Raw genomic sequence first — 21,846 nt, 5'->3', positions numbered from 1 at the left:
GTGGCAGTTAACATCTGTTTCTTCAGTCGAAGCGGTTAAAGTTTCTGAAGGTTCAGAAATAGTTACAGATAGCGCTGTTTCAAGTTCGCAACCGTTCTCGTCCCTTACCTGGATCTCATAAGTTCCGGCTGATAGGTCTGTGAAAGTATTGTTTGACTGCTCAGTACCGTCAATGATATAGGTGTACGGCTCGGTGCCACCTTGTGCAGTTACCGTGATCTCACCGTCAGTTCCGCCGTAGCAGTTAACGTCGGTTTCTTCGGTCGAAGCAGTCAATGTTTCAGAAGGTTCTGTAATTTCTACAGAAAGTGCAGCTTCAAGTTCGCAACCGTTCTCGTCCCTTACCTGGATTTCATACGTTCCGGCAGCAAGATCCGTGAAGGTGTTGCTTGACTGCTCAGTGCCGTCTATAATAAAGGTGTACGGTTCTGTGCCACCTTGTGCAGTTACCGTAATCTCACCGTCTGATCCGCCGTGGCAGTTTACATCGGTCTCTTCGGTCGAAGCAGTTAAAGTTTCTGAAGGCTCTGCGATAGTTACTGAAAGTGTTGTCTCCAACTCGCAACCGTTCTCGTCCCTCACCTGGATTTCATAAGTTCCGGCAGCAAGGTCTGTGAAGATGTTGCTTGATTGCTCAGTGCCGTCAATGATATAAACATAAGGTTCTGTGCCGCCTTGTGCGGTCACCGTGATCTCTCCGTCTGTTCCGCCGAAACAGTTAACATCCGTTTCTTCGGTTGAAGCAGTTAAAGTCTCTGATGGCTCGGTGATCTCTACAGAAATCGCAGTTGCCAACTCGCAACCGTTCTCGTCCCTAACTTGGATTTCATAAGTTCCGGCTGATAGGTCTGTGAAGGTGTTGCTTGACTGTTCTGCTCCGTCAATGACATAAACATAAGGCTCAGTACCGCCTTGCGCGGTTACCGTGATCTCACCGTCTGTTCCGCCGTGGCAGTTCACGTCGGTTTCTTCGGTTGAAGCAGTTAAAGTTTCTGAAGGCTCATTGATAGTGACGGAAAGTGCTGTCTCCAACTCACAACCATTTTCGTCCCTTACCTGGATCTCATAAGTTCCGGCAGCTAGATCTGTGAAAACATTGCTTGACTGCTCGGTGCCGTCTATGATATAGGTGTACGGCTCGGTTCCGCCTTGCGCAGTAACCGCAATTTCCCCATCAGATCCGCCGAAACAGTTAACATCCGTTTCTTCGGTTGAAGCAGTTAAAGTCTCTGATGGCTCGGTGATCTCTACAGAAATCGCAGTTGCCAACTCGCAACCGTTCTCGTCCCTAACTTGGATTTCATAAGTTCCGGCTGATAGGTCTGTGAAGATGTTGCTTGATTGCTCAGTGCCGTCAATGATATAAACATAAGGTTCTGTGCCGCCTTGTGCAGTTACCGTAACCTCACCGTCTGATCCGCCGTGGCAGTTTACATCGGTCTCTTCGGTCGAAGCAGTTAAAGTTTCTGAAGGCTCTGCGATAGTGACAGAAATCGCCGTCTCCAACTCGCAGCCATTCTCGTCCCTTACCTGGATCTCGTAGGTTCCGGCAGCTAGGTCAGTGAAAGTATTAGAAGATTGCTCAGTACCATCTATTATAAAGACATATGGCTCAGTTCCACCTTGTGCGGTTACCGTGATCTCTCCGTCTGTTCCGCCAAAGCAGTTAACGTCGGTTTCTTCGGTTGAAGCAGTTAAAGTTTCTGAAGGCTCAGTAATTTCTACAGAAAGTACTGTCTCCAACTCACAGCCGTTCTCGTCCCTTACCTGGATTTCGTAAGTTCCAGCTGACAAGTCAGTAAAAGTGTTTGATGACTGCTCAGCTCCATCTATTATAAAGGTGTATGGTTCGGTACCGCCTTGTGCCGTTACCGTGATTTCACCGTCTGTTCCGCCGAAGCAGTTAACGTCGGTTTCTTCGGTCGAAGCAGTCAATGTCTCAGAAGGCTCAGTAATTTCTACAGAAAGTGCCGTCTCCAACTCGCAACCGTTCTCGTCCCTCACCTGGATTTCATAAGTTCCGGCTGATAGGTCTGTGAAGGTGTTGCTTGATTGCTCAGTGCCGTCAATGATATAAACATAAGGTTCTGTTCCGCCTTGGGCAGTTACCGTGATCTCACCGTCAGTTCCGCCGTAGCAGTTAACGTCGGTTTCTTCTGTCGAAGCGGTTAACGTTTCAGATGGCTCTGTGATCTCTACAGAAAGTGCTGTTGCAAGCTCGCAACCGTTCTCGTCCCTTACCTGGATCTCGTAAGTTCCGGCAGCAAGATCCGTGAAAGTGTTGCTTGACTGCTCGGTGCCATCTATTATAAAGGTGTACGGCTCAGTTCCACCTTGCGCGGTTACCGTGATCTCACCGTCTGTTCCGCCGTAGCAGTTAACGTCGGTTTCTTCAGTCGAAGCAGTTAAAGTTTCAGAAGGTTCTGTGATCTCTACAGAAATCGCTGTCTCCAACTCGCAGCCATTTTCGTCTCTTACCTGGATTTCATAAGTTCCGGCTGATAGGTCAGAGAAAGTATTGCTTGACTGCTCGGTGCCATCTATTATAAAGGTGTACGGCTCAGTTCCACCTTGCGCGGTTACCGTGATCTCACCGTCAGTTCCGCCGTAGCAGTTAACGTCGGTTTCTTCTGTTGATGCAGTCAACGTTTCTGACGGTTCTGCAATTTCTACAGAAAGCGCTGTCGCCAACTCGCAACCGTTCTCATCCCTTACCTGGATTTCGTAAGTTCCGGCAGCTAGATCTGTGAAAGTGTTGCTTGATTGCTCAGTGCCATCTATGATATAGATGTACGGTTCTGTTCCGCCTTGCGCAGTAACCGCAATTTCCCCATCAGATCCGCCGAAACAGTTAACATCCGTTTCTTCGGTTGAAGCAGTTAAAGTTTCTGAAGGCTCGGTAATTTCTACAGAAAGCGCAGTCTCCAACTCGCAGCCGTTCTCGTCCCTTACCTGAATTTCATAAGTTCCAGCTGATAGATCAGAGAAAGTATTGCTTGATTGCTCAGTGCCGTCAATGATATAAACATATGGCTCGATTCCACCTTGGGCAGTTACCGTGATTTCACCGTCTGTTCCGCCGTGGCAGTTAACATCGGTTTCTTCTGTCGAAGCAGTTAAAGTCTCTGATGGCTCGGTGATTTCTACAGAAAGTGCCGTCTCCAACTCGCAGCCGTTCTCGTCCCTAACTTGGATTTCATAAGTTCCGGCAGCAAGATCCGTGAAGGTGTTGCTTGACTGCTCAGTGCCGTCTATAATAAAGGTGTACGGTTCTGTGCCACCTTGTGCAGTTACCGTAATCTCACCGTCTGATCCGCCGTGGCAGTTTACATCGGTCTCTTCGGTCGAAGCAGTTAAAGTTTCTGAAGGCTCTGCGATAGTTACTGAAAGTGTTGTCTCCAACTCGCAACCGTTCTCGTCCCTCACCTGGATTTCATAAGTTCCGGCAGCAAGGTCTGTGAAGATGTTGCTTGATTGCTCAGTGCCGTCAATGATATAAACATAAGGTTCTGTGCCGCCTTGTGCGGTCACCGTGATCTCTCCGTCTGTTCCGCCGAAACAGTTAACATCCGTTTCTTCGGTTGAAGCAGTTAAAGTCTCTGATGGCTCGGTGATCTCTACAGAAATCGCAGTTGCCAACTCGCAACCGTTCTCGTCCCTAACTTGGATTTCATAAGTTCCGGCTGATAGGTCTGTGAAGGTGTTGCTTGACTGTTCTGCTCCGTCAATGACATAAACATAAGGCTCAGTACCGCCTTGCGCGGTTACCGTGATCTCACCGTCTGTTCCGCCGTGGCAGTTCACGTCGGTTTCTTCGGTTGAAGCAGTTAAAGTTTCTGAAGGCTCATTGATAGTGACGGAAAGTGCTGTCTCCAACTCACAACCATTTTCGTCCCTTACCTGGATCTCATAAGTTCCGGCAGCTAGATCTGTGAAAACATTGCTTGACTGCTCGGTGCCGTCTATGATATAGGTGTACGGCTCGGTTCCGCCTTGCGCAGTAACCGCAATTTCCCCATCAGATCCGCCGAAACAGTTAACATCCGTTTCTTCGGTTGAAGCAGTTAAAGTCTCTGATGGCTCGGTGATCTCTACAGAAATCGCAGTTGCCAACTCGCAACCGTTCTCGTCCCTAACTTGGATTTCATAAGTTCCGGCTGATAGGTCTGTGAAGATGTTGCTTGATTGCTCAGTGCCGTCAATGATATAAACATAAGGTTCTGTGCCGCCTTGTGCGGTCACCGTGATCTCTCCGTCTGTTCCGCCGTGGCAGTTAACATCTGTTTCTTCGGTCGAAGCAGTTAAAGTCTCTGATGGCTCGGTGATTTCTACAGAAAGTGCCGTCTCCAACTCGCAGCTGTTCTCGTCCCTAACCTGAATCTCATACGTTCCGGCAGCTAGATCTGTGAAAGTGTTGCTTGACTGCTCTGCTCCATCTATTATAAAGGTGTACGGCTCAGTACCGCCTTGTACGGTTACCGTGATCTCTCCGTCTGTTCCGCCAAAGCAGTTAACGTCGGTTTCTTCGGTTGAAGCAGTTAAAGTTTCTGAAGGCTCGGTGATTTCTACAGAAAGTGCCGTCTCCAACTCGCAGCCGTTCTCGTCCCTTACCTGGATTTCATACGTTCCGGCTGACAGGTCAGTAAAAGTGTTTGATGATTGCTCAGCTCCATCTATTATAAAGGTGTATGGTTCGGTACCGCCTTGTGCCGTTACCGTGATCTCTCCGTCTGTTCCGCCGTAGCAGTTAACGTCGGTTTCTTCAGTCGAAGCAGTTAAAGTCTCTGATGGCTCGGTGATTTCTACAGAAAGTGCAGTCTCCAACTCGCAGCCGTTCTCGTCCCTTACTTGGATTTCATAAGTTCCGGCAGCAAGATCAGTGAAGGTGTTTGATGATTGCTCAGTGCCATCAATTATATACGTGTATGGTTCGGTACCGCCTTGTGCCGTTACCGTGATCTCACCGTCAGTTCCGCCGTAGCAGTTAACATCCGTTTCTTCAGTTGAAGCAGTCAACGTCTCTGATGGCTCGGTGATCTCTACAGAAAGTGCCGTCTCCAACTCACAACCGTTATCGTCCCTCACCTGGATCTCATAAGTTCCGGCTGACAAGTCAGTAAATACATTACTGGATTGCTCAGAACCATCTATTATAAAGACATATGGCTCAGTTCCACCTTGTGCCGTTACCGTGATCTCTCCGTCCGATCCGCCATAACAGTTAACGTCCGTTTCCTCAGTCGAAGCGGTTAAAGTTTCAGAAGGTTCTGTGATCTCTACAGAAATCGCTGTCTCCAACTCGCAGCCGTTCTCGTCCCTTACCTGGATTTCGTAAGTTCCGGCAGCAAGATCCGTGAAAGTGTTGCTTGACTGCTCGGTGCCATCTATTATAAAGGTGTACGGCTCAGTACCGCCTTGCGCGGTTACCGTGATCTCACCGTCAGTTCCGCCGTAGCAGTTAACGTCGGTTTCTTCTGTCGAAGCAGTTAAGGTCTCAGAAGGTTCTGCGATAATGACAGATAGTGCAGTCTCTAGTTCACAACCGTTCTCGTCCCTTACCTGGATCTCATAAGTTCCGGCTGATAGGTCTGTGAAGGTGTTGCTTGATTGCTCAGTGCCGTCAATGATATAAACATAAGGCTCAGTACCACCTTGTGCGGTCACCGTAATCTCACCGTCTGTTCCGCCAAAGCAGTTAACGTCGGTTTCTTCGGTTGAAGCAGTTAAAGTTTCTGAAGGCTCGGTGATTTCTACAGAAAGTGCCGTCTCCAACTCGCAGCCGTTCTCGTCCCTTACCTGGATTTCATACGTTCCGGCTGACAGGTCAGTAAAAGTGTTTGATGATTGCTCAGCTCCATCTATTATAAAGGTGTATGGTTCGGTACCGCCTTGTGCCGTTACCGTGATCTCTCCGTCTGTTCCGCCGTAGCAGTTAACGTCGGTTTCTTCAGTCGAAGCAGTTAAAGTCTCTGATGGCTCGGTGATTTCTACAGAAAGTGCAGTCTCCAACTCGCAGCCGTTCTCGTCCCTTACTTGGATTTCATAAGTTCCGGCAGCAAGATCAGTGAAGGTGTTTGATGATTGCTCAGTGCCATCAATTATATACGTGTATGGTTCGGTACCGCCTTGTGCCGTTACCGTGATCTCACCGTCAGTTCCGCCGTAGCAGTTAACATCCGTTTCTTCAGTTGAAGCAGTCAACGTCTCTGATGGCTCGGTGATCTCTACAGAAAGTGCCGTCTCCAACTCACAACCGTTATCGTCCCTCACCTGGATCTCATAAGTTCCGGCTGACAAGTCAGTAAATACATTACTGGATTGCTCAGAACCATCTATTATAAAGACATATGGCTCAGTTCCACCTTGTGCCGTTACCGTGATCTCTCCGTCCGATCCGCCATAACAGTTAACGTCCGTTTCCTCAGTCGAAGCGGTTAAAGTTTCAGAAGGTTCTGTGATCTCTACAGAAATCGCTGTCTCCAACTCGCAGCCGTTCTCGTCCCTTACCTGGATTTCGTAAGTTCCGGCAGCAAGATCCGTGAAAGTGTTGCTTGACTGCTCGGTGCCATCTATTATAAAGGTGTACGGCTCAGTACCGCCTTGCGCGGTTACCGTGATCTCACCGTCAGTTCCGCCGTAGCAGTTAACGTCGGTTTCTTCTGTCGAAGCAGTTAAGGTCTCAGAAGGTTCTGCGATAATGACAGATAGTGCAGTCTCTAGTTCACAACCGTTCTCGTCCCTTACCTGGATCTCATAAGTTCCGGCTGATAGGTCTGTGAAGGTGTTGCTTGATTGCTCAGTGCCGTCAATGATATAAACATAAGGCTCAGTACCACCTTGTGCGGTCACCGTAATCTCACCGTCTGTTCCGCCGTAGCAGTTAACATCTGTTTCTTCGGTCGATGCAGTTAAAGTTTCTGACGGCTCCGTGATCTCTACAGAAATCGCAGTTGCCAACTCGCAACCGTTCTCGTCCCTAACTTGGATTTCATACGTTCCGGCAGCAAGGTCGGTGAAAGTATTAGAAGATTGCTCTGCTCCATCTATTATAAAGGTGTACGGCTCGGTACCACCTTGTGCAGTCACCGTAATCTCACCGTCTGTTCCGCCGTAGCAATTAACATCTGTTTCTTCAGTTGAAGCAGTCAACGTTTCAGAAGGCTCTCCGATAATGACAGAAAGTGCAGTCTCCAACTCGCAACCGTTATCGTCCCTTACCTGGATCTCGTAAGTTCCGGCAGCAAGATCTGTGAAGGTGTTGCTTGACTGCTCAGTGCCATCTATGCTATAGGTGTATGGCTCGGTGCCGCCTTGTGCAGTTACCGTGATCTCTCCGTCTGTTCCGCCGTAGCAGTTAACGTCGGTTTCTTCGGTCGATGCAGTTAAAGTTTCTGACGGCTCCGTGATCTCTACAGAAATCGCAGTTGCTAACTCGCAACCGTTCTCGTCCCTAACTTGGATTTCATAAGTTCCGGCTGATAGGTCTGTGAAGATGTTGCTTGATTGCTCAGTGCCGTCAATGATATAAACATAAGGTTCTGTTCCGCCTTGTGCGGTTACCGTAATCTCTCCGTCTGTTCCGCCAAAGCAGTTAACGTCGGTTTCTTCTGTTGATGCAGTCAACGTTTCTGACGGTTCTGCAATTTCTACAGAAAGTGCTGTCTCCAACTCACATCCGTTCTCGTCCCTAACGTGGATTTCATAAGTTCCGGCTGATAGGTCTGTGAAGATGTTGCTTGATTGCTCAGTGCCGTCAATGATATAAACATAAGGTTCTGTTCCGCCTTGGGCAGTTACCGTGATCTCTCCGTCTGTTCCGCCGTAGCAGTTAACGTCGGTTTCTTCTGTCGAAGCGGTTAACGTTTCTGACGGCTCCGTGATCTCTACAGAAATCGCAGTTGCCAACTCGCAACCGTTCTCGTCCCTAACTTGGATTTCATAAGTTCCGGCGGAAAGGTCTGTGAAGGTGTTGCTTGATTGCTCAGTGCCGTCAATGATATAAACATAAGGTTCAGTACCGCCTTGTGCGGTTACCGTGATCTCACCGTCTGTTCCGCCGAAGCAGTTAACGTCGGTTTCTTCTGTCGAAGCGGTTAACGTTTCAGATGGCTCGGTGATTTCTACAGAAAGTGCCGTCTCCAACTCGCAACCGTTCTCGTCCCTTACTTGGATTTCATAAGTTCCGGCGGAAAGGTCTGTGAAAGTATTGCTTGATTGCTCAGTACCGTCTATAATAAAGGTGTACGGTTCTGTACCACCTTGCGCAGTTACCGTGATTTCACCATCTGACCCTCCAAAGCAGTTAACGTCGGTTTCTTCTGTTGAAGCGGTCAGTGTTTCAGATGGCTCATTGATAGTGACAGAAAGTGCCGTCTCCAACTCGCAACCGTTATCGTCCCTTACCTGAATCTCGTAAGTTCCGGCAGCAAGATCAGCGAAGGTGTTGCTTGACTGCTCGGTGCCGTCTATAATATAAACATAAGGCTCAGTACCACCTTGTGCGGTCACCGTGACCTCTCCGTCCGTTCCGCCGAAGCAATTCACGTCGCTTTCTTCTGTTGAAGCAGTTAAAGTTTCTGACGGTTCAGTGATCTCTACAGAAAGTGCCGTCTCCAACTCGCAGCCATTCTCGTCCCTTACCTGGATCTCGTAAGTTCCGGCAGCTAAGTCAACAAAAGTATTGCTTGACTGCTCAGCACCATCTATTATAAAGGTGTATGGCTCAGTGCCACCTTGGGCAGTTACCGTGATCTCTCCGTCTGATCCGCCGAAGCAGTTTACATCCGTTTCTTCAGTTGAAGCAGTTAAAGTTTCAGAAGGTTCTGTAATTTCTACAGAAAGTGCTGTCTCCAACTCGCAACCGTTCTCGTCCCTAACTTGGATTTCATACGTTCCGGCTGATAGGTCTGTGAAGGTGTTGCTTGATTGCTCAGTGCCGTCAATGATATAAACATAAGGTTCAGTACCACCTTGTGCAGTTACCGTGATCTCTCCGTCTGTTCCGCCGTAGCAGTTCACGTCAGTTTCCTCAGTTGAAGCAGTTAAAGTCTCTGATGGCTCGGTGATAGTTACAGAAAGTGCAGTCTCCAACTCGCAGCCGTTCTCGTCCCTAACCTGAATCTCATACGTTCCGGCAGCAAGGTCGGTGAAAGTATTAGAAGATTGCTCTGCTCCATCTATTATAAAGGTGTACGGCTCAGTACCGCCTTGTGCGGTTACCGTGATTTCACCATCTGTTCCGCCGAAGCAGTTAACATCCGTTTCCTCAGTTGAAGCAGCTAAAGTTTCTGACGGCTCGGTGATTTCTACAGAAAGTGCTGTCTCCAACTCACATCCGTTCTCGTCCCTTACCTGGATCTCGTAAGTTCCAGCTGACAAGTCAGTAAAAGTGTTTGATGACTGTTCTGCTCCGTCTATTATATAGGTGTATGGTTCAGTACCACCTTGTGCGGTCACCGTGATCTCGCCGTCTGTTCCGCCGTAGCAGTTAACATCGGTTTCCTCAGTCGAAGCAGTTAAAGTTTCTGACGGTTCAGTGATTTCTACAGAAAGTGCCGTCTCCAACTCACAACCGTTATCGTCCCTTACCTGGATTTCATACGTTCCGGCTGACAGGTCAGTAAAAGTGTTTGATGATTGCTCAGCTCCATCTATTATAAAGGTGTATGGTTCGGTACCGCCTTGTGCCGTTACCGTGATCTCTCCGTCTGTTCCGCCGTAGCAGTTAACGTCGGTTTCTTCAGTCGAAGCAGTTAAAGTCTCTGATGGCTCGGTGATTTCTACAGAAAGTGCAGTCTCCAACTCGCAGCCGTTCTCGTCCCTTACTTGGATTTCATAAGTTCCGGCAGCAAGATCAGTGAAGGTGTTTGATGATTGCTCAGTGCCATCAATTATATACGTGTATGGTTCGGTACCGCCTTGTGCCGTTACCGTGATCTCACCGTCAGTTCCGCCGTAGCAGTTAACATCCGTTTCTTCAGTTGAAGCAGTCAACGTCTCTGATGGCTCGGTGATCTCTACAGAAAGTGCCGTCTCCAACTCACAACCGTTATCGTCCCTCACCTGGATCTCATAAGTTCCGGCTGACAAGTCAGTAAATACATTACTGGATTGCTCAGAACCATCTATTATAAAGACATATGGCTCAGTTCCACCTTGTGCCGTTACCGTGATCTCTCCGTCCGATCCGCCATAACAGTTAACGTCCGTTTCCTCAGTCGAAGCGGTTAAAGTTTCAGAAGGTTCTGTGATCTCTACAGAAATCGCTGTCTCCAACTCGCAGCCGTTCTCGTCCCTTACCTGGATTTCGTAAGTTCCGGCAGCAAGATCCGTGAAAGTGTTGCTTGACTGCTCGGTGCCATCTATTATAAAGGTGTACGGCTCAGTACCGCCTTGCGCGGTTACCGTGATCTCACCGTCAGTTCCGCCGTAGCAGTTAACGTCGGTTTCTTCTGTCGAAGCAGTTAAGGTCTCAGAAGGTTCTGCGATAATGACAGATAGTGCAGTCTCTAGTTCACAACCGTTCTCGTCCCTTACCTGGATCTCATAAGTTCCGGCTGATAGGTCTGTGAAGGTGTTGCTTGATTGCTCAGTGCCGTCAATGATATAAACATAAGGCTCAGTACCACCTTGTGCGGTCACCGTAATCTCACCGTCTGTTCCGCCGTAGCAGTTAACATCTGTTTCTTCGGTCGATGCAGTTAAAGTTTCTGACGGCTCCGTGATCTCTACAGAAATCGCAGTTGCCAACTCGCAACCGTTCTCGTCCCTAACTTGGATTTCATACGTTCCGGCAGCAAGGTCGGTGAAAGTATTAGAAGATTGCTCTGCTCCATCTATTATAAAGGTGTACGGCTCGGTACCACCTTGTGCAGTCACCGTAATCTCACCGTCTGTTCCGCCGTAGCAATTAACATCTGTTTCTTCAGTTGAAGCAGTCAACGTTTCAGAAGGCTCTCCGATAATGACAGAAAGTGCAGTCTCCAACTCGCAACCGTTATCGTCCCTTACCTGGATCTCGTAAGTTCCGGCAGCAAGATCTGTGAAGGTGTTGCTTGACTGCTCAGTGCCATCTATGCTATAGGTGTATGGCTCGGTGCCGCCTTGTGCAGTTACCGTGATCTCTCCGTCTGTTCCGCCGTAGCAGTTAACGTCGGTTTCTTCGGTCGATGCAGTTAAAGTTTCTGACGGCTCCGTGATCTCTACAGAAATCGCAGTTGCTAACTCGCAACCGTTCTCGTCCCTAACTTGGATTTCATAAGTTCCGGCTGATAGGTCTGTGAAGATGTTGCTTGATTGCTCAGTGCCGTCAATGATATAAACATAAGGTTCTGTTCCGCCTTGTGCGGTTACCGTAATCTCTCCGTCTGTTCCGCCAAAGCAGTTAACGTCGGTTTCTTCTGTTGATGCAGTCAACGTTTCTGACGGTTCTGCAATTTCTACAGAAAGTGCTGTCTCCAACTCACATCCGTTCTCGTCCCTAACGTGGATTTCATAAGTTCCGGCTGATAGGTCTGTGAAGATGTTGCTTGATTGCTCAGTGCCGTCAATGATATAAACATAAGGTTCTGTTCCGCCTTGGGCAGTTACCGTGATCTCTCCGTCTGTTCCGCCGTAGCAGTTAACGTCGGTTTCTTCTGTCGAAGCGGTTAACGTTTCTGACGGCTCCGTGATCTCTACAGAAATCGCAGTTGCCAACTCGCAACCGTTCTCGTCCCTAACTTGGATTTCATAAGTTCCGGCGGAAAGGTCTGTGAAGGTGTTGCTTGATTGCTCAGTGCCGTCAATGATATAAACATAAGGTTCAGTACCGCCTTGTGCGGTTACCGTGATCTCACCGTCTGTTCCGCCGAAGCAGTTAACGTCGGTTTCTTCTGTCGAAGCGGTTAACGTTTCAGATGGCTCGGTGATTTCTACAGAAAGTGCCGTCTCCAACTCGCAACCGTTCTCGTCCCTTACTTGGATTTCATAAGTTCCGGCGGAAAGGTCTGTGAAAGTATTGCTTGATTGCTCAGTACCGTCTATAATAAAGGTGTACGGTTCTGTACCACCTTGCGCAGTTACCGTGATTTCACCATCTGACCCTCCAAAGCAGTTAACGTCGGTTTCTTCTGTTGAAGCGGTCAGTGTTTCAGATGGCTCATTGATAGTGACAGAAAGTGCCGTCTCCAACTCGCAACCGTTATCGTCCCTTACCTGAATCTCGTAAGTTCCGGCAGCAAGATCAGCGAAGGTGTTGCTTGACTGCTCGGTGCCGTCTATAATATAAACATAAGGCTCAGTACCACCTTGTGCGGTCACCGTGACCTCTCCGTCCGTTCCGCCGAAGCAATTCACGTCGCTTTCTTCTGTTGAAGCAGTTAAAGTTTCTGACGGTTCAGTGATCTCTACAGAAAGTGCCGTCTCCAACTCGCAGCCATTCTCGTCCCTTACCTGGATCTCGTAAGTTCCGGCAGCTAAGTCAACAAAAGTATTGCTTGACTGCTCAGCACCATCTATTATAAAGGTGTATGGCTCAGTGCCACCTTGGGCAGTTACCGTGATCTCTCCGTCTGATCCGCCGAAGCAGTTTACATCCGTTTCTTCAGTTGAAGCAGTTAAAGTTTCAGAAGGTTCTGTAATTTCTACAGAAAGTGCTGTCTCCAACTCGCAACCGTTCTCGTCCCTAACTTGGATTTCATACGTTCCGGCTGATAGGTCTGTGAAGGTGTTGCTTGATTGCTCAGTGCCGTCAATGATATAAACATAAGGTTCAGTACCACCTTGTGCAGTTACCGTGATCTCTCCGTCTGTTCCGCCGTAGCAGTTCACGTCAGTTTCCTCAGTTGAAGCAGTTAAAGTCTCTGATGGCTCGGTGATAGTTACAGAAAGTGCAGTCTCCAACTCGCAGCCGTTCTCGTCCCTAACCTGAATCTCATACGTTCCGGCAGCAAGGTCGGTGAAAGTATTAGAAGATTGCTCTGCTCCATCTATTATAAAGGTGTACGGCTCAGTACCGCCTTGTGCGGTTACCGTGATTTCACCATCTGTTCCGCCGAAGCAGTTAACATCCGTTTCCTCAGTTGAAGCAGCTAAAGTTTCTGACGGCTCGGTGATTTCTACAGAAAGTGCTGTCTCCAACTCACATCCGTTCTCGTCCCTTACCTGGATCTCGTAAGTTCCAGCTGACAAGTCAGTAAAAGTGTTTGATGACTGTTCTGCTCCGTCTATTATATAGGTGTATGGTTCAGTACCACCTTGTGCGGTCACCGTGATCTCGCCGTCTGTTCCGCCGTAGCAGTTAACATCGGTTTCCTCAGTCGAAGCAGTTAAAGTTTCTGACGGTTCAGTGATTTCTACAGAAAGTGCCGTCTCCAACTCACAACCGTTATCGTCCCTTACCTGGATCTCATAAGTTCCGGCTGACAAGTCAGTGAAGGTATTAGAAGATTGCTCAGCACCATCTATTATAAAGGTGTATGGCTCAGTTCCGCCTTGCGCAGTTACCGTGATTTCACCATCTGACCCGCCGAAGCAGTTAACGTCGGTTTCTTCTGTCGAAGCAGTTAATGTCTCGGACGGCTCGTTGATAACAACACTCAATGCTGTTTCTAGCTCGCAACCGTTATCGTCCCTTACCTGGATTTCATAGGTTCCGGCAGCAAGATCGGTGAAAGTATTGCCTGACTGCTCAGTACCATCTATTATATAAACATAAGGCTCCGTGCCACCTTGGGCCGTTACCGTGATTTCCCCGTCCGTTCCGCCGAAGCAATTCACGTCGCTTTCTTCTGTTGAAGCAGTTAAAGTTTCTGACGGTTCAGTGATCTCTACAGAAAGTGCTGTCTCCAACTCACATCCGTTCTCGTCCCTTACCTGGATTTCGTAAGTTCCGGCGGCAAGGTCGGTGAAAGTATTAGAAGATTGCTCTGCTCCATCTATTATAAAGGTGTACGGCTCAGTACCGCCTTGTGCCGTTACCGTGATCTCTCCGTCTGTTCCACCGAAGCAATTAACATCGGTTTCTTCTGTCGATGCAGTTAAAGTTTCTGACGGCTCCGTGATCTCTACAGAAATCGCAGTTGCCAACTCGCAACCGTTCTCGTCCCTAACCTGAATCTCATACGTTCCGGCAGCAAGGTCGGTGAAAGTATTAGAAGATTGCTCAGCTCCATCTATTATAAAGGTGTATGGTTCGGTACCGCCTTGTGCGGTTACCGTGATTTCACCGTCTGTTCCGCCGTAGCAGTTAACGTCGGTTTCTTCTGTCGATGCAGTTAAAGTCTCTGATGGCTCGGTGATTTCTACAGAAAGTGCCGTCTCCAACTCGCAACCGTTCTCGTCCCTTACCTGGATCTCGTAAGTTCCAGCTGACAAGTCAGTAAAAGTGTTTGATGACTGTTCTGCTCCGTCAATTATATAGGTGTATGGTTCGGTACCGTCTTGTGCAGTTACCGTAATCTCTCCGTCTGTTCCGCCGAAGCAGTTAACATCGGTCTCTTCTGTCGAAGCGGTCAACGTTTCAGAAGGCTCAGTAATTTCTACAGAAAGTGCAGCTTCAAGCTCGCAACCGTTCTCGTCCCTAACTTGGATTTCATAAGTTCCGGCTGATAGGTCAGAGAAAGTATTGCTTGATTGCTCAGTACCGTCAATGATATAAACATAAGGTTCTGTTCCGCCTTGTGCGGTTACCGTGATTTCACCGTCTGTTCCGCCGTGGCAGTTAACATCGGTTTCTTCGGTCGATGCAGTTAAAGTCTCTGATGGCTCGGTGATTTCTACAGAAAGTGCCGTCTCCAACTCGCAACCGTTATCGTCCCTAACTTGGATTTCATAAGTTCCGGCTGATAGGTCAACAAAAGTGTTGCTGGACTGCTCTGTTCCGTCAATGATATAAACAAAAGGCTCAGTGCCACCTTGTGCGGTCACCGTAATCTCACCGTCCGATCCGCCATAACAGTTAACGTCGGTTTCTTCGGTCGATGCAGTTAACGTTTCTGACGGCTCTGCGATAGTTACTGAAAGTGTTGTCTCCAACTCGCAACCGTTCTCGTCCCTAACTTGGATTTCATACGTTCCGGCAGCAAGGTCGGTGAAAACATTGCTTGACTGCTCGGTGCCGTCTATAATAAAGGTGTACGGTTCTGTGCCACCTTGTGCAGTTACCGTAATCTCACCGTCTGATCCGCCGTGGCAGTTAACATCGGTCTCTTCGGTCGAAGCAGTTAAAGTTTCAGATGGCTCTGTGATTTCTACAGAAAGTGCCGTCTCCAACTCGCAACCGTTCTCGTCCCTTACCTGGATCTCATAAGTTCCGGCTGATAGGTCTGTGAAGGTGTTGCTTGATTGCTCAGTGCCGTCAATGATATAAACATAAGGCTCAGTACCGCCTTGTGCAGTTACCGTGATCTCACCGTCTGTTCCGCCGAAGCAGTTAACATCGGTTTCTTCGGTTGAAGCAGTCAACGTCTCAAAAGGCTCAGTAATTTCTACAGAAAGTGCAGCTTCCAACTCGCAACCGTTCTCGTCCCTTACCTGGATTTCGTAAGTTCCGGCAGCTAGATCTGTGAAAGTGTTGCTTGATTGCTCAGTGCCATCTATGATATAGATGTACGGTTCTGTTCCGCCTTGCGCAGTTACCGTAATCTCACCGTCAGTTCCGCCGTAGCAGTTAACGTCGGTTTCTTCAGTCGAAGCAGTTAAAGTCTCTGATGGCTCGGTGATTTCTACAGAAAGTGCCGTCTCCAACTCGCAGCCGTTCTCGTCCCTAACTTGGATTTCATACGTTCCGGCTGATAGATCTGTGAAGGTGTTGCTTGATTGCTCAGTGCCGTCAATGATATAAACATAAGGTTCAGTACCGCCTTGGGCGGTTACCGTGATCTCACCGTCAGTTCCGCCGTAGCAGTTAACATCGGTTTCCTCAGTCGAAGCAGTTAAAGTTTCAGAAGGTTCTGTGATCTCTACAGAAATCGCAGTCTCCAACTCGCAGCCGTTCTCGTCCCTTACCTGGATTTCATAAGTTCCGGCTGACAGGTCAGTAAAAGTGTTTGATGACTGCTCTGCTCCATCTATTATAAAGGTGTACGGCTCAGTACCGCCTTGTGCGGTTACCGTGATCTCACCGTCTGTTCCGCCGTGGCAGTTCACGTCGGTTTCTTCGGTTGAAGCAGTTAAAGTTTCTGAAGGCTCATTGATAGTGACTGAAAGTGCTGTCTCCAACTCACAACCATTTTCGTCTCTTACCTGGATCTCGTAGGTTCCAGCGGCAAGATCTGTGAAGGTGTTGCTTGACTGTTCTGCTCCGTCAATGATATAAACATAAGGCTCAGTACCGCCTTGTGCAGTTACCGTGATCTCACCGTCTGTTCCGCCGTGGCAGTTAACATCTGTTTCTTCTGTCGAAGCAGTTAAAGTCTCTGATGGCTCGGTGATTTCTACAAAAAGTGCAGCTTCAAGCTCGCAACCGTTCTCGTCCCTTACCTGGATCTCATAAGTTCCGGCAGCTAGATCTGTGAAAGTGTTGCTTGACTGTTCTGCTCCATCTATTATAAAGGTGTATGGCTCAGTACCGCCTTGCGCCGTTACCGTGATCTCTCCGTCTGTTCCGCCGTGGCAGTTAACATCTGTTTCTTCAGTCGAAGCGGTTAAAGTTTCTGAAGGTTCAGAAATAGTTACAGATAGCGCTGTTTCAAGTTCGCAACCGTTCTCGTCCCTTACCTGGATCTCATAAGTTCCGGCTGATAGGTCTGTGAAGGTGTTGCTTGATTGCTCAGTGCCGTCAATGATATAAACATAAGGCTCAGTACCGCCTTGTGCAGTTACCGTGATCTCACCGTCTGTTCCGCCGTAGCAGTTCACGTCGGTTTCTTCTGTCGAAGCAGTTAAAGTCTCTGATGGCTCTTTGATTTCTACAAAAAGTGCAGCTTCAAGCTCGCAACCGTTCTCGTCCCTTACCTGGATCTCATAAGTTCCGGCAGCAAGATCTGTGAAGGTGTTGCTTGACTGTTCTGCTCCATCTATTATAAAGGTGTATGGCTCAGTACCGCCTTGCGCCGTTACCGTGATCTCTCCGTCTGTTCCGCCGTGGCAGTTAACATCTGTTTCTTCTGTCGAAGCGGTCAACGTTTCAGAAGGCTCTCCGATAGTGACAGAAAGTGCAGTCTCCAACTCGCAGCCGTTTTCGTCTCTTACCTGGATTTCATAAGTTCCGGCTGATAGGTCAGTAAAAGTGTTTGATGACTGTTCTGCTCCGTCTATTATATAGGTGTATGGTTCAGTACCACCTTGGGCAGTTACCGTGATCTCTCCGTCTGTTCCACCATAACAGTTAACGTCCGTTTCCTCAGTCGAAGCGGTTAAAGTTTCTGAAGGTTCTGTGATCTCTACAGAAATCGCAGTCTCCAACTCGCAACCGTTCTCGTCCCTTACCTGGATCTCGTAGGTTCCGGCAGCAAGGTCAACAAAAGTGTTGCTTGACTGCTCAGTACCGTCAATGATATAAACATAAGGTTCTGTTCCGCCTTGCGCGGTTACCGTAATCTCTCCGTCTGTTCCGCCGTAGCAGTTCACGTCAGTTTCCTCAGTTGAAGCAGTTAAAGTCTCTGATGGCTCGGTGATAGTTACAGAAAGTGCAGTCTCCAACTCGCAGCCGTTCTCGTCCCTAACCTGAATCTCATACGTTCCGGCAGCAAGGTCGGTGAAAGTATTAGAAGATTGCTCTGCTCCATCTATTATAAAGGTGTACGGCTCAGTACCACCTTGTGCGGTCACCGTAATCTCACCGTCAGTTCCGCCGTAGCAGTTAACGTCGGTTTCTTCGGTCGAAGCAGTCAATGTTTCTGAAGGCTCGGTAATTTCTACAGAAAGCGCAGTCTCCAACTCGCAGCCGTTCTCGTCCCTTACTTGGACCTCGTAAGTTCCGGCAGCAAGATCAGCGAAGGTGTTGCTTGACTGCTCGGTGCCGTCTATAATATAAACATAAGGTTCTGTACCGCCTTGTGCGGTTACCGTGATCTCACCGTCTGTTCCGCCGTAGCAGTTAACGTCGGTTTCTTCGGTCGAAGCGGTTAACGTTTCAGATGGCTCTGTGATTTCTACAGAAAGTGCCGTCTCCAACTCGCAACCGTTCTCGTCCCTTACCTGGATCTCGTAGGTTCCAGCTGACAAGTCAGTAAAAGTGTTTGATGACTGTTCTGCTCCGTCTATTATATAGGTGTATGGTTCAGTACCACCTTGGGCAGTTACCGTGATCTCTCCGTCTGTTCCACCATAACAGTTAACGTCCGTTTCCTCAGTCGAAGCGGTTAAAGTTTCAGAAGGTTCTGTGATCTCTACAGAAATCGCAGTCTCCAACTCGCAACCGTTCTCGTCCCTTACCTGGATCTCGTAAGTTCCAGCTGACAAGTCAGTAAAAGTGTTTGATGACTGTTCTGCTCCGTCTATTATATAGGTGTATGGTTCAGTACCACCTTGTGCGGTCACCGTAATCTCACCGTCAGTTCCGCCGTAGCAGTTAACGTCGGTTTCTTCGGTCGAAGCAGTCAATGTTTCAGAAGGTTCTGTAATTTCTACAGATAGCGCAGTCTCCAACTCGCAACCGTTCTCGTCCCTTACCTGGATCTCGTAGGTTCCGGCAGCAAGGTCAACAAAAGTGTTGCTTGACTGCTCAGTACCGTCAATGATATAAACATAAGGTTCTGTTCCGCCTTGCGCGGTTACCGTAATCTCTCCGTCTGTTCCGCCGTAGCAGTTAACATCGGTTTCTTCTGTCGAAGCAGTTAAAGTCTCTGATGGCTCTGTGATTTCTACAGAAAGTGCCGTCTCCAACTCGCAACCGTTCTCGTCCCTAACCTGAATCTCATACGTTCCGGCAGCAAGGTCGGTGAAAGTATTAGAAGATTGGTCTGCTCCATCTATTATAAAGGTGTACGGCTCAGTACCGCCTTGTGCCGTTACCGTGATCTCTCCGTCTGTTCCGCCGTAGCAGTTAACATCGGTTTCTTCGGTTGAAGCAGTCAACGTCTCAGAAGGCTCAGTAATTTCTACAGAAAGTGCAGCTTCCAACTCGCAACCATTCTCGTCCCTTACCTGGATCTCGTAGGTTCCGGCTGATAGGTCTGTGAAGGTGTTGCTTGACTGTTCTGCTCCGTCAATGACATAAACATAAGGCTCAGTACCGCCTTGCGCGGTTACCGTGATCTCACCGTCTGTTCCGCCGTGGCAGTTCACGTCGGTTTCTTCGGTTGAAGCAGTTAAAGTTTCTGAAGGCTCATTGATAGTGACGGAAAGTGCTGTCTCCAACTCACAACCATTTTCGTCCCTTACCTGGATCTCATAAGTTCCGGCAGCAAGATCCGTGAAAGTGTTGCTTGACTGCTCGGTGCCATCTATTATAAAGGTGTACGGCTCAGTTCCACCTTGGGCAGTTACCGTGATCTCACCGTCTGTTCCGCCGAAGCAGTTAACGTCGGTTTCTTCTGTCGAAGCGGTTAACGTTTCAGAAGGCTCTCCGATAGTGACAGAAAGTGCTGTCTCCAACTCGCAGCCATTTTCGTCTCTTACCTGGATTTCATAAGTTCCGGCTGATAGGTCAGAGAAAGTATTGCTTGATTGCTCAGTACCGTCAATGATATAAACATAAGGTTCTGTTCCGCCTTGCGCGGTTACCGTGATCTCACCGTCAGTTCCGCCGTAGCAGTTAACGTCGGTTTCTTCGGTCGAAGCAGTCAATGTTTCAGAAGGTTCTGTGATTTCTACAGAAAGTGCAGCTTCAAGTTCGCAACCGTTCTCGTCCCTTACCTGGATCTCGTAAGTTCCGGCAGCAAGATCAGTGAAGGTGTTTGATGATTGCTCAGTGCCATCAATTATATACGTGTATGGTTCGGTACCGCCTTGGGCAGTTACCGTGATCTCTCCGTCTGTTCCACCATAACAGTTAACGTCCGTTTCCTCAGTCGAAGCAGTTAAAGTTTCAGAAGGTTCTGTGATCTCTACAGAAATCGCAGTCTCCAACTCGCAACCGTTATCGTCCCTTACCTGAATTTCATAAGTTCCAGCTGATAGATCAGAGAAAGTATTGCTTGATTGCTCAGTGCCATCAATTATAAAGGTGTACGGCTCAGTTCCACCTTGCGCGGTTACCGTGATCTCACCGTCAGTTCCGCCGTAGCAGTTAACGTCGGTTTCTTCAGTCGAAGCAGTTAATGTTTCGGAAGGCTCAGTAATAGTTTGTGATGGTAAAGAGGCTTCGCAACCATTGGCATCTCTAATAGAAAGCTCATAAGTGTCAGGGCTGAGACTTTCAAAAGTATTATTCGAATCAAAACTTCCTCCGTTAATAGAAAACTCAAAAGGTGCTTCTCCTGTTTCTGGAGTAATAGTAATAGCTCCATTTTCCTCCCCATGACAAGTTACATCTGAAGATTCAACACTTGCTGTTGGGTTAGGACTAATCTCAATCGTGCCTGTCTCACTAACTTGGTCACAGTCATTATCACTGGTAGTGGTAACTGTGTAATCAAACACACCAAACTCTGTAGCTGTACCACTTATAGAAAAAACACCCGAACTGAAGTTTCCTTCAATTCCAGTTGGAAGGCCTGTAACTGACGCTCCGGTGCCACCACCTCCAATAGCATATGTAATTTCGTTTATAGCGTTCCCTTCACATGAAAGTTGCGAGGCTGTTTCAGGGGCAGAAGTAAGGGCAATGGTGCTATGTTGGTTTACTGTAAGTGTAGCTACCTCAGAATACTCATTATCAGGACAACTATTTACAAAAACCCGATACTCATTATCATTCTGCGATGGATTAATATCCGAAACAGTATAAGAAGAAGAGTTAGCCCCGGAGATATCTGTCCATTCTCCACCACTCTCTCTCACTTGCCACTGATAAACTGCAGGACTTGTCGAACTTAAACTGACAGAAAAAACCACATCTTCTCCTTCACACATAACCTGGCTTTCGGGATGCTGATCAAAAGTAACTTCGCCCCCACCTACTGTAAGGTTTTCGGTATCGTAATTTCCCCAATTAGGATTAGGTTCTTTATTAATAACCAATCCATCTCCACCTTCCAAGGTTCCACCAGAGTTTACAGTAAATGTCCCCCCTACATTTAGATATGGACATATACCACCTGACCCTGTAATTTTAGCAGGATTACTCACCGTTGCATTACCGATAACATTTACTATTCCTCCTACATGAAGCGTACCCGATGTAATATCCATAGAGGCAAAGTTTGTGGTACCATCCAAACTTGTAAAACCAGTACCTTCATCAATCCTAAACTCGCCTCCGGTATTAAATGTACCACTATTGGTAATAATCCCGGGCGATCCACTGATCGCCACCTGACTACTTCCCTGAAAGTCAGCCGTACCAAAATTATGAAACACACCGGTTATAGTCGCACCACCTGTAACAGTAAGGTCTCCGTAATTATTTAAAGTATTATCAGCTCCAATATTAAGCTGAGATCCCAAGTTCGTCGTACCGTAATTATTAAAAACTGCGGTATTATATGAAATCATAGGATTAGCCAAAGACCTGTTCCAAGTTCCGTAGTTGTTAACAGTATAATTATCGCCCCAACTGTTGTCAATTGAAACTCCAGCAGCTATGGTAGTCCCTTCTGCAATACAAAGTACAACATTGTTTCTACCGTTGAAATTGATGGTTCCACTAAAGGTACCAGGAGTATTAATACACAACGTCTGCCCGTGGGCATTAGCAGTAATAGTCCCTCCCGTGGTGTTGATTGTTTGATCACACGACGTACATTGCCCCCACGAATAACCAGAAATTGTTAAAGTCGAGATAAAAAGAAAAAAAGAAACTAAAAGGCGAAACTTGTTCAT

1 protein-coding gene (only partly in view) is annotated in these 21,846 nt (G+C 47.9%); it reads right to left on the bottom strand.

What is annotated here, in order from left to right:
- Nucleotides 1–21,846, bottom strand: the 5' portion of a protein-coding gene (locus RCC89_06710) for a gliding motility-associated C-terminal domain-containing protein (protein ID WMJ72853.1). It extends 9,252 nt beyond the left edge of the window; the window shows 21,846 of its 31,098 coding nt (coding positions 1–21,846); the start codon lies at nt 21,844–21,846; its stop codon lies off the left edge, out of view.

The sequence above is a fragment of the Cytophagaceae bacterium ABcell3 genome (assembly GCA_030913385.1).
In the GTDB taxonomy this organism is placed as follows: Bacteria; Bacteroidota; Bacteroidia; order Cytophagales; family Cytophagaceae; genus ABcell3.
This window is presented reverse-complemented; position numbering and strand designations above follow the sequence as displayed.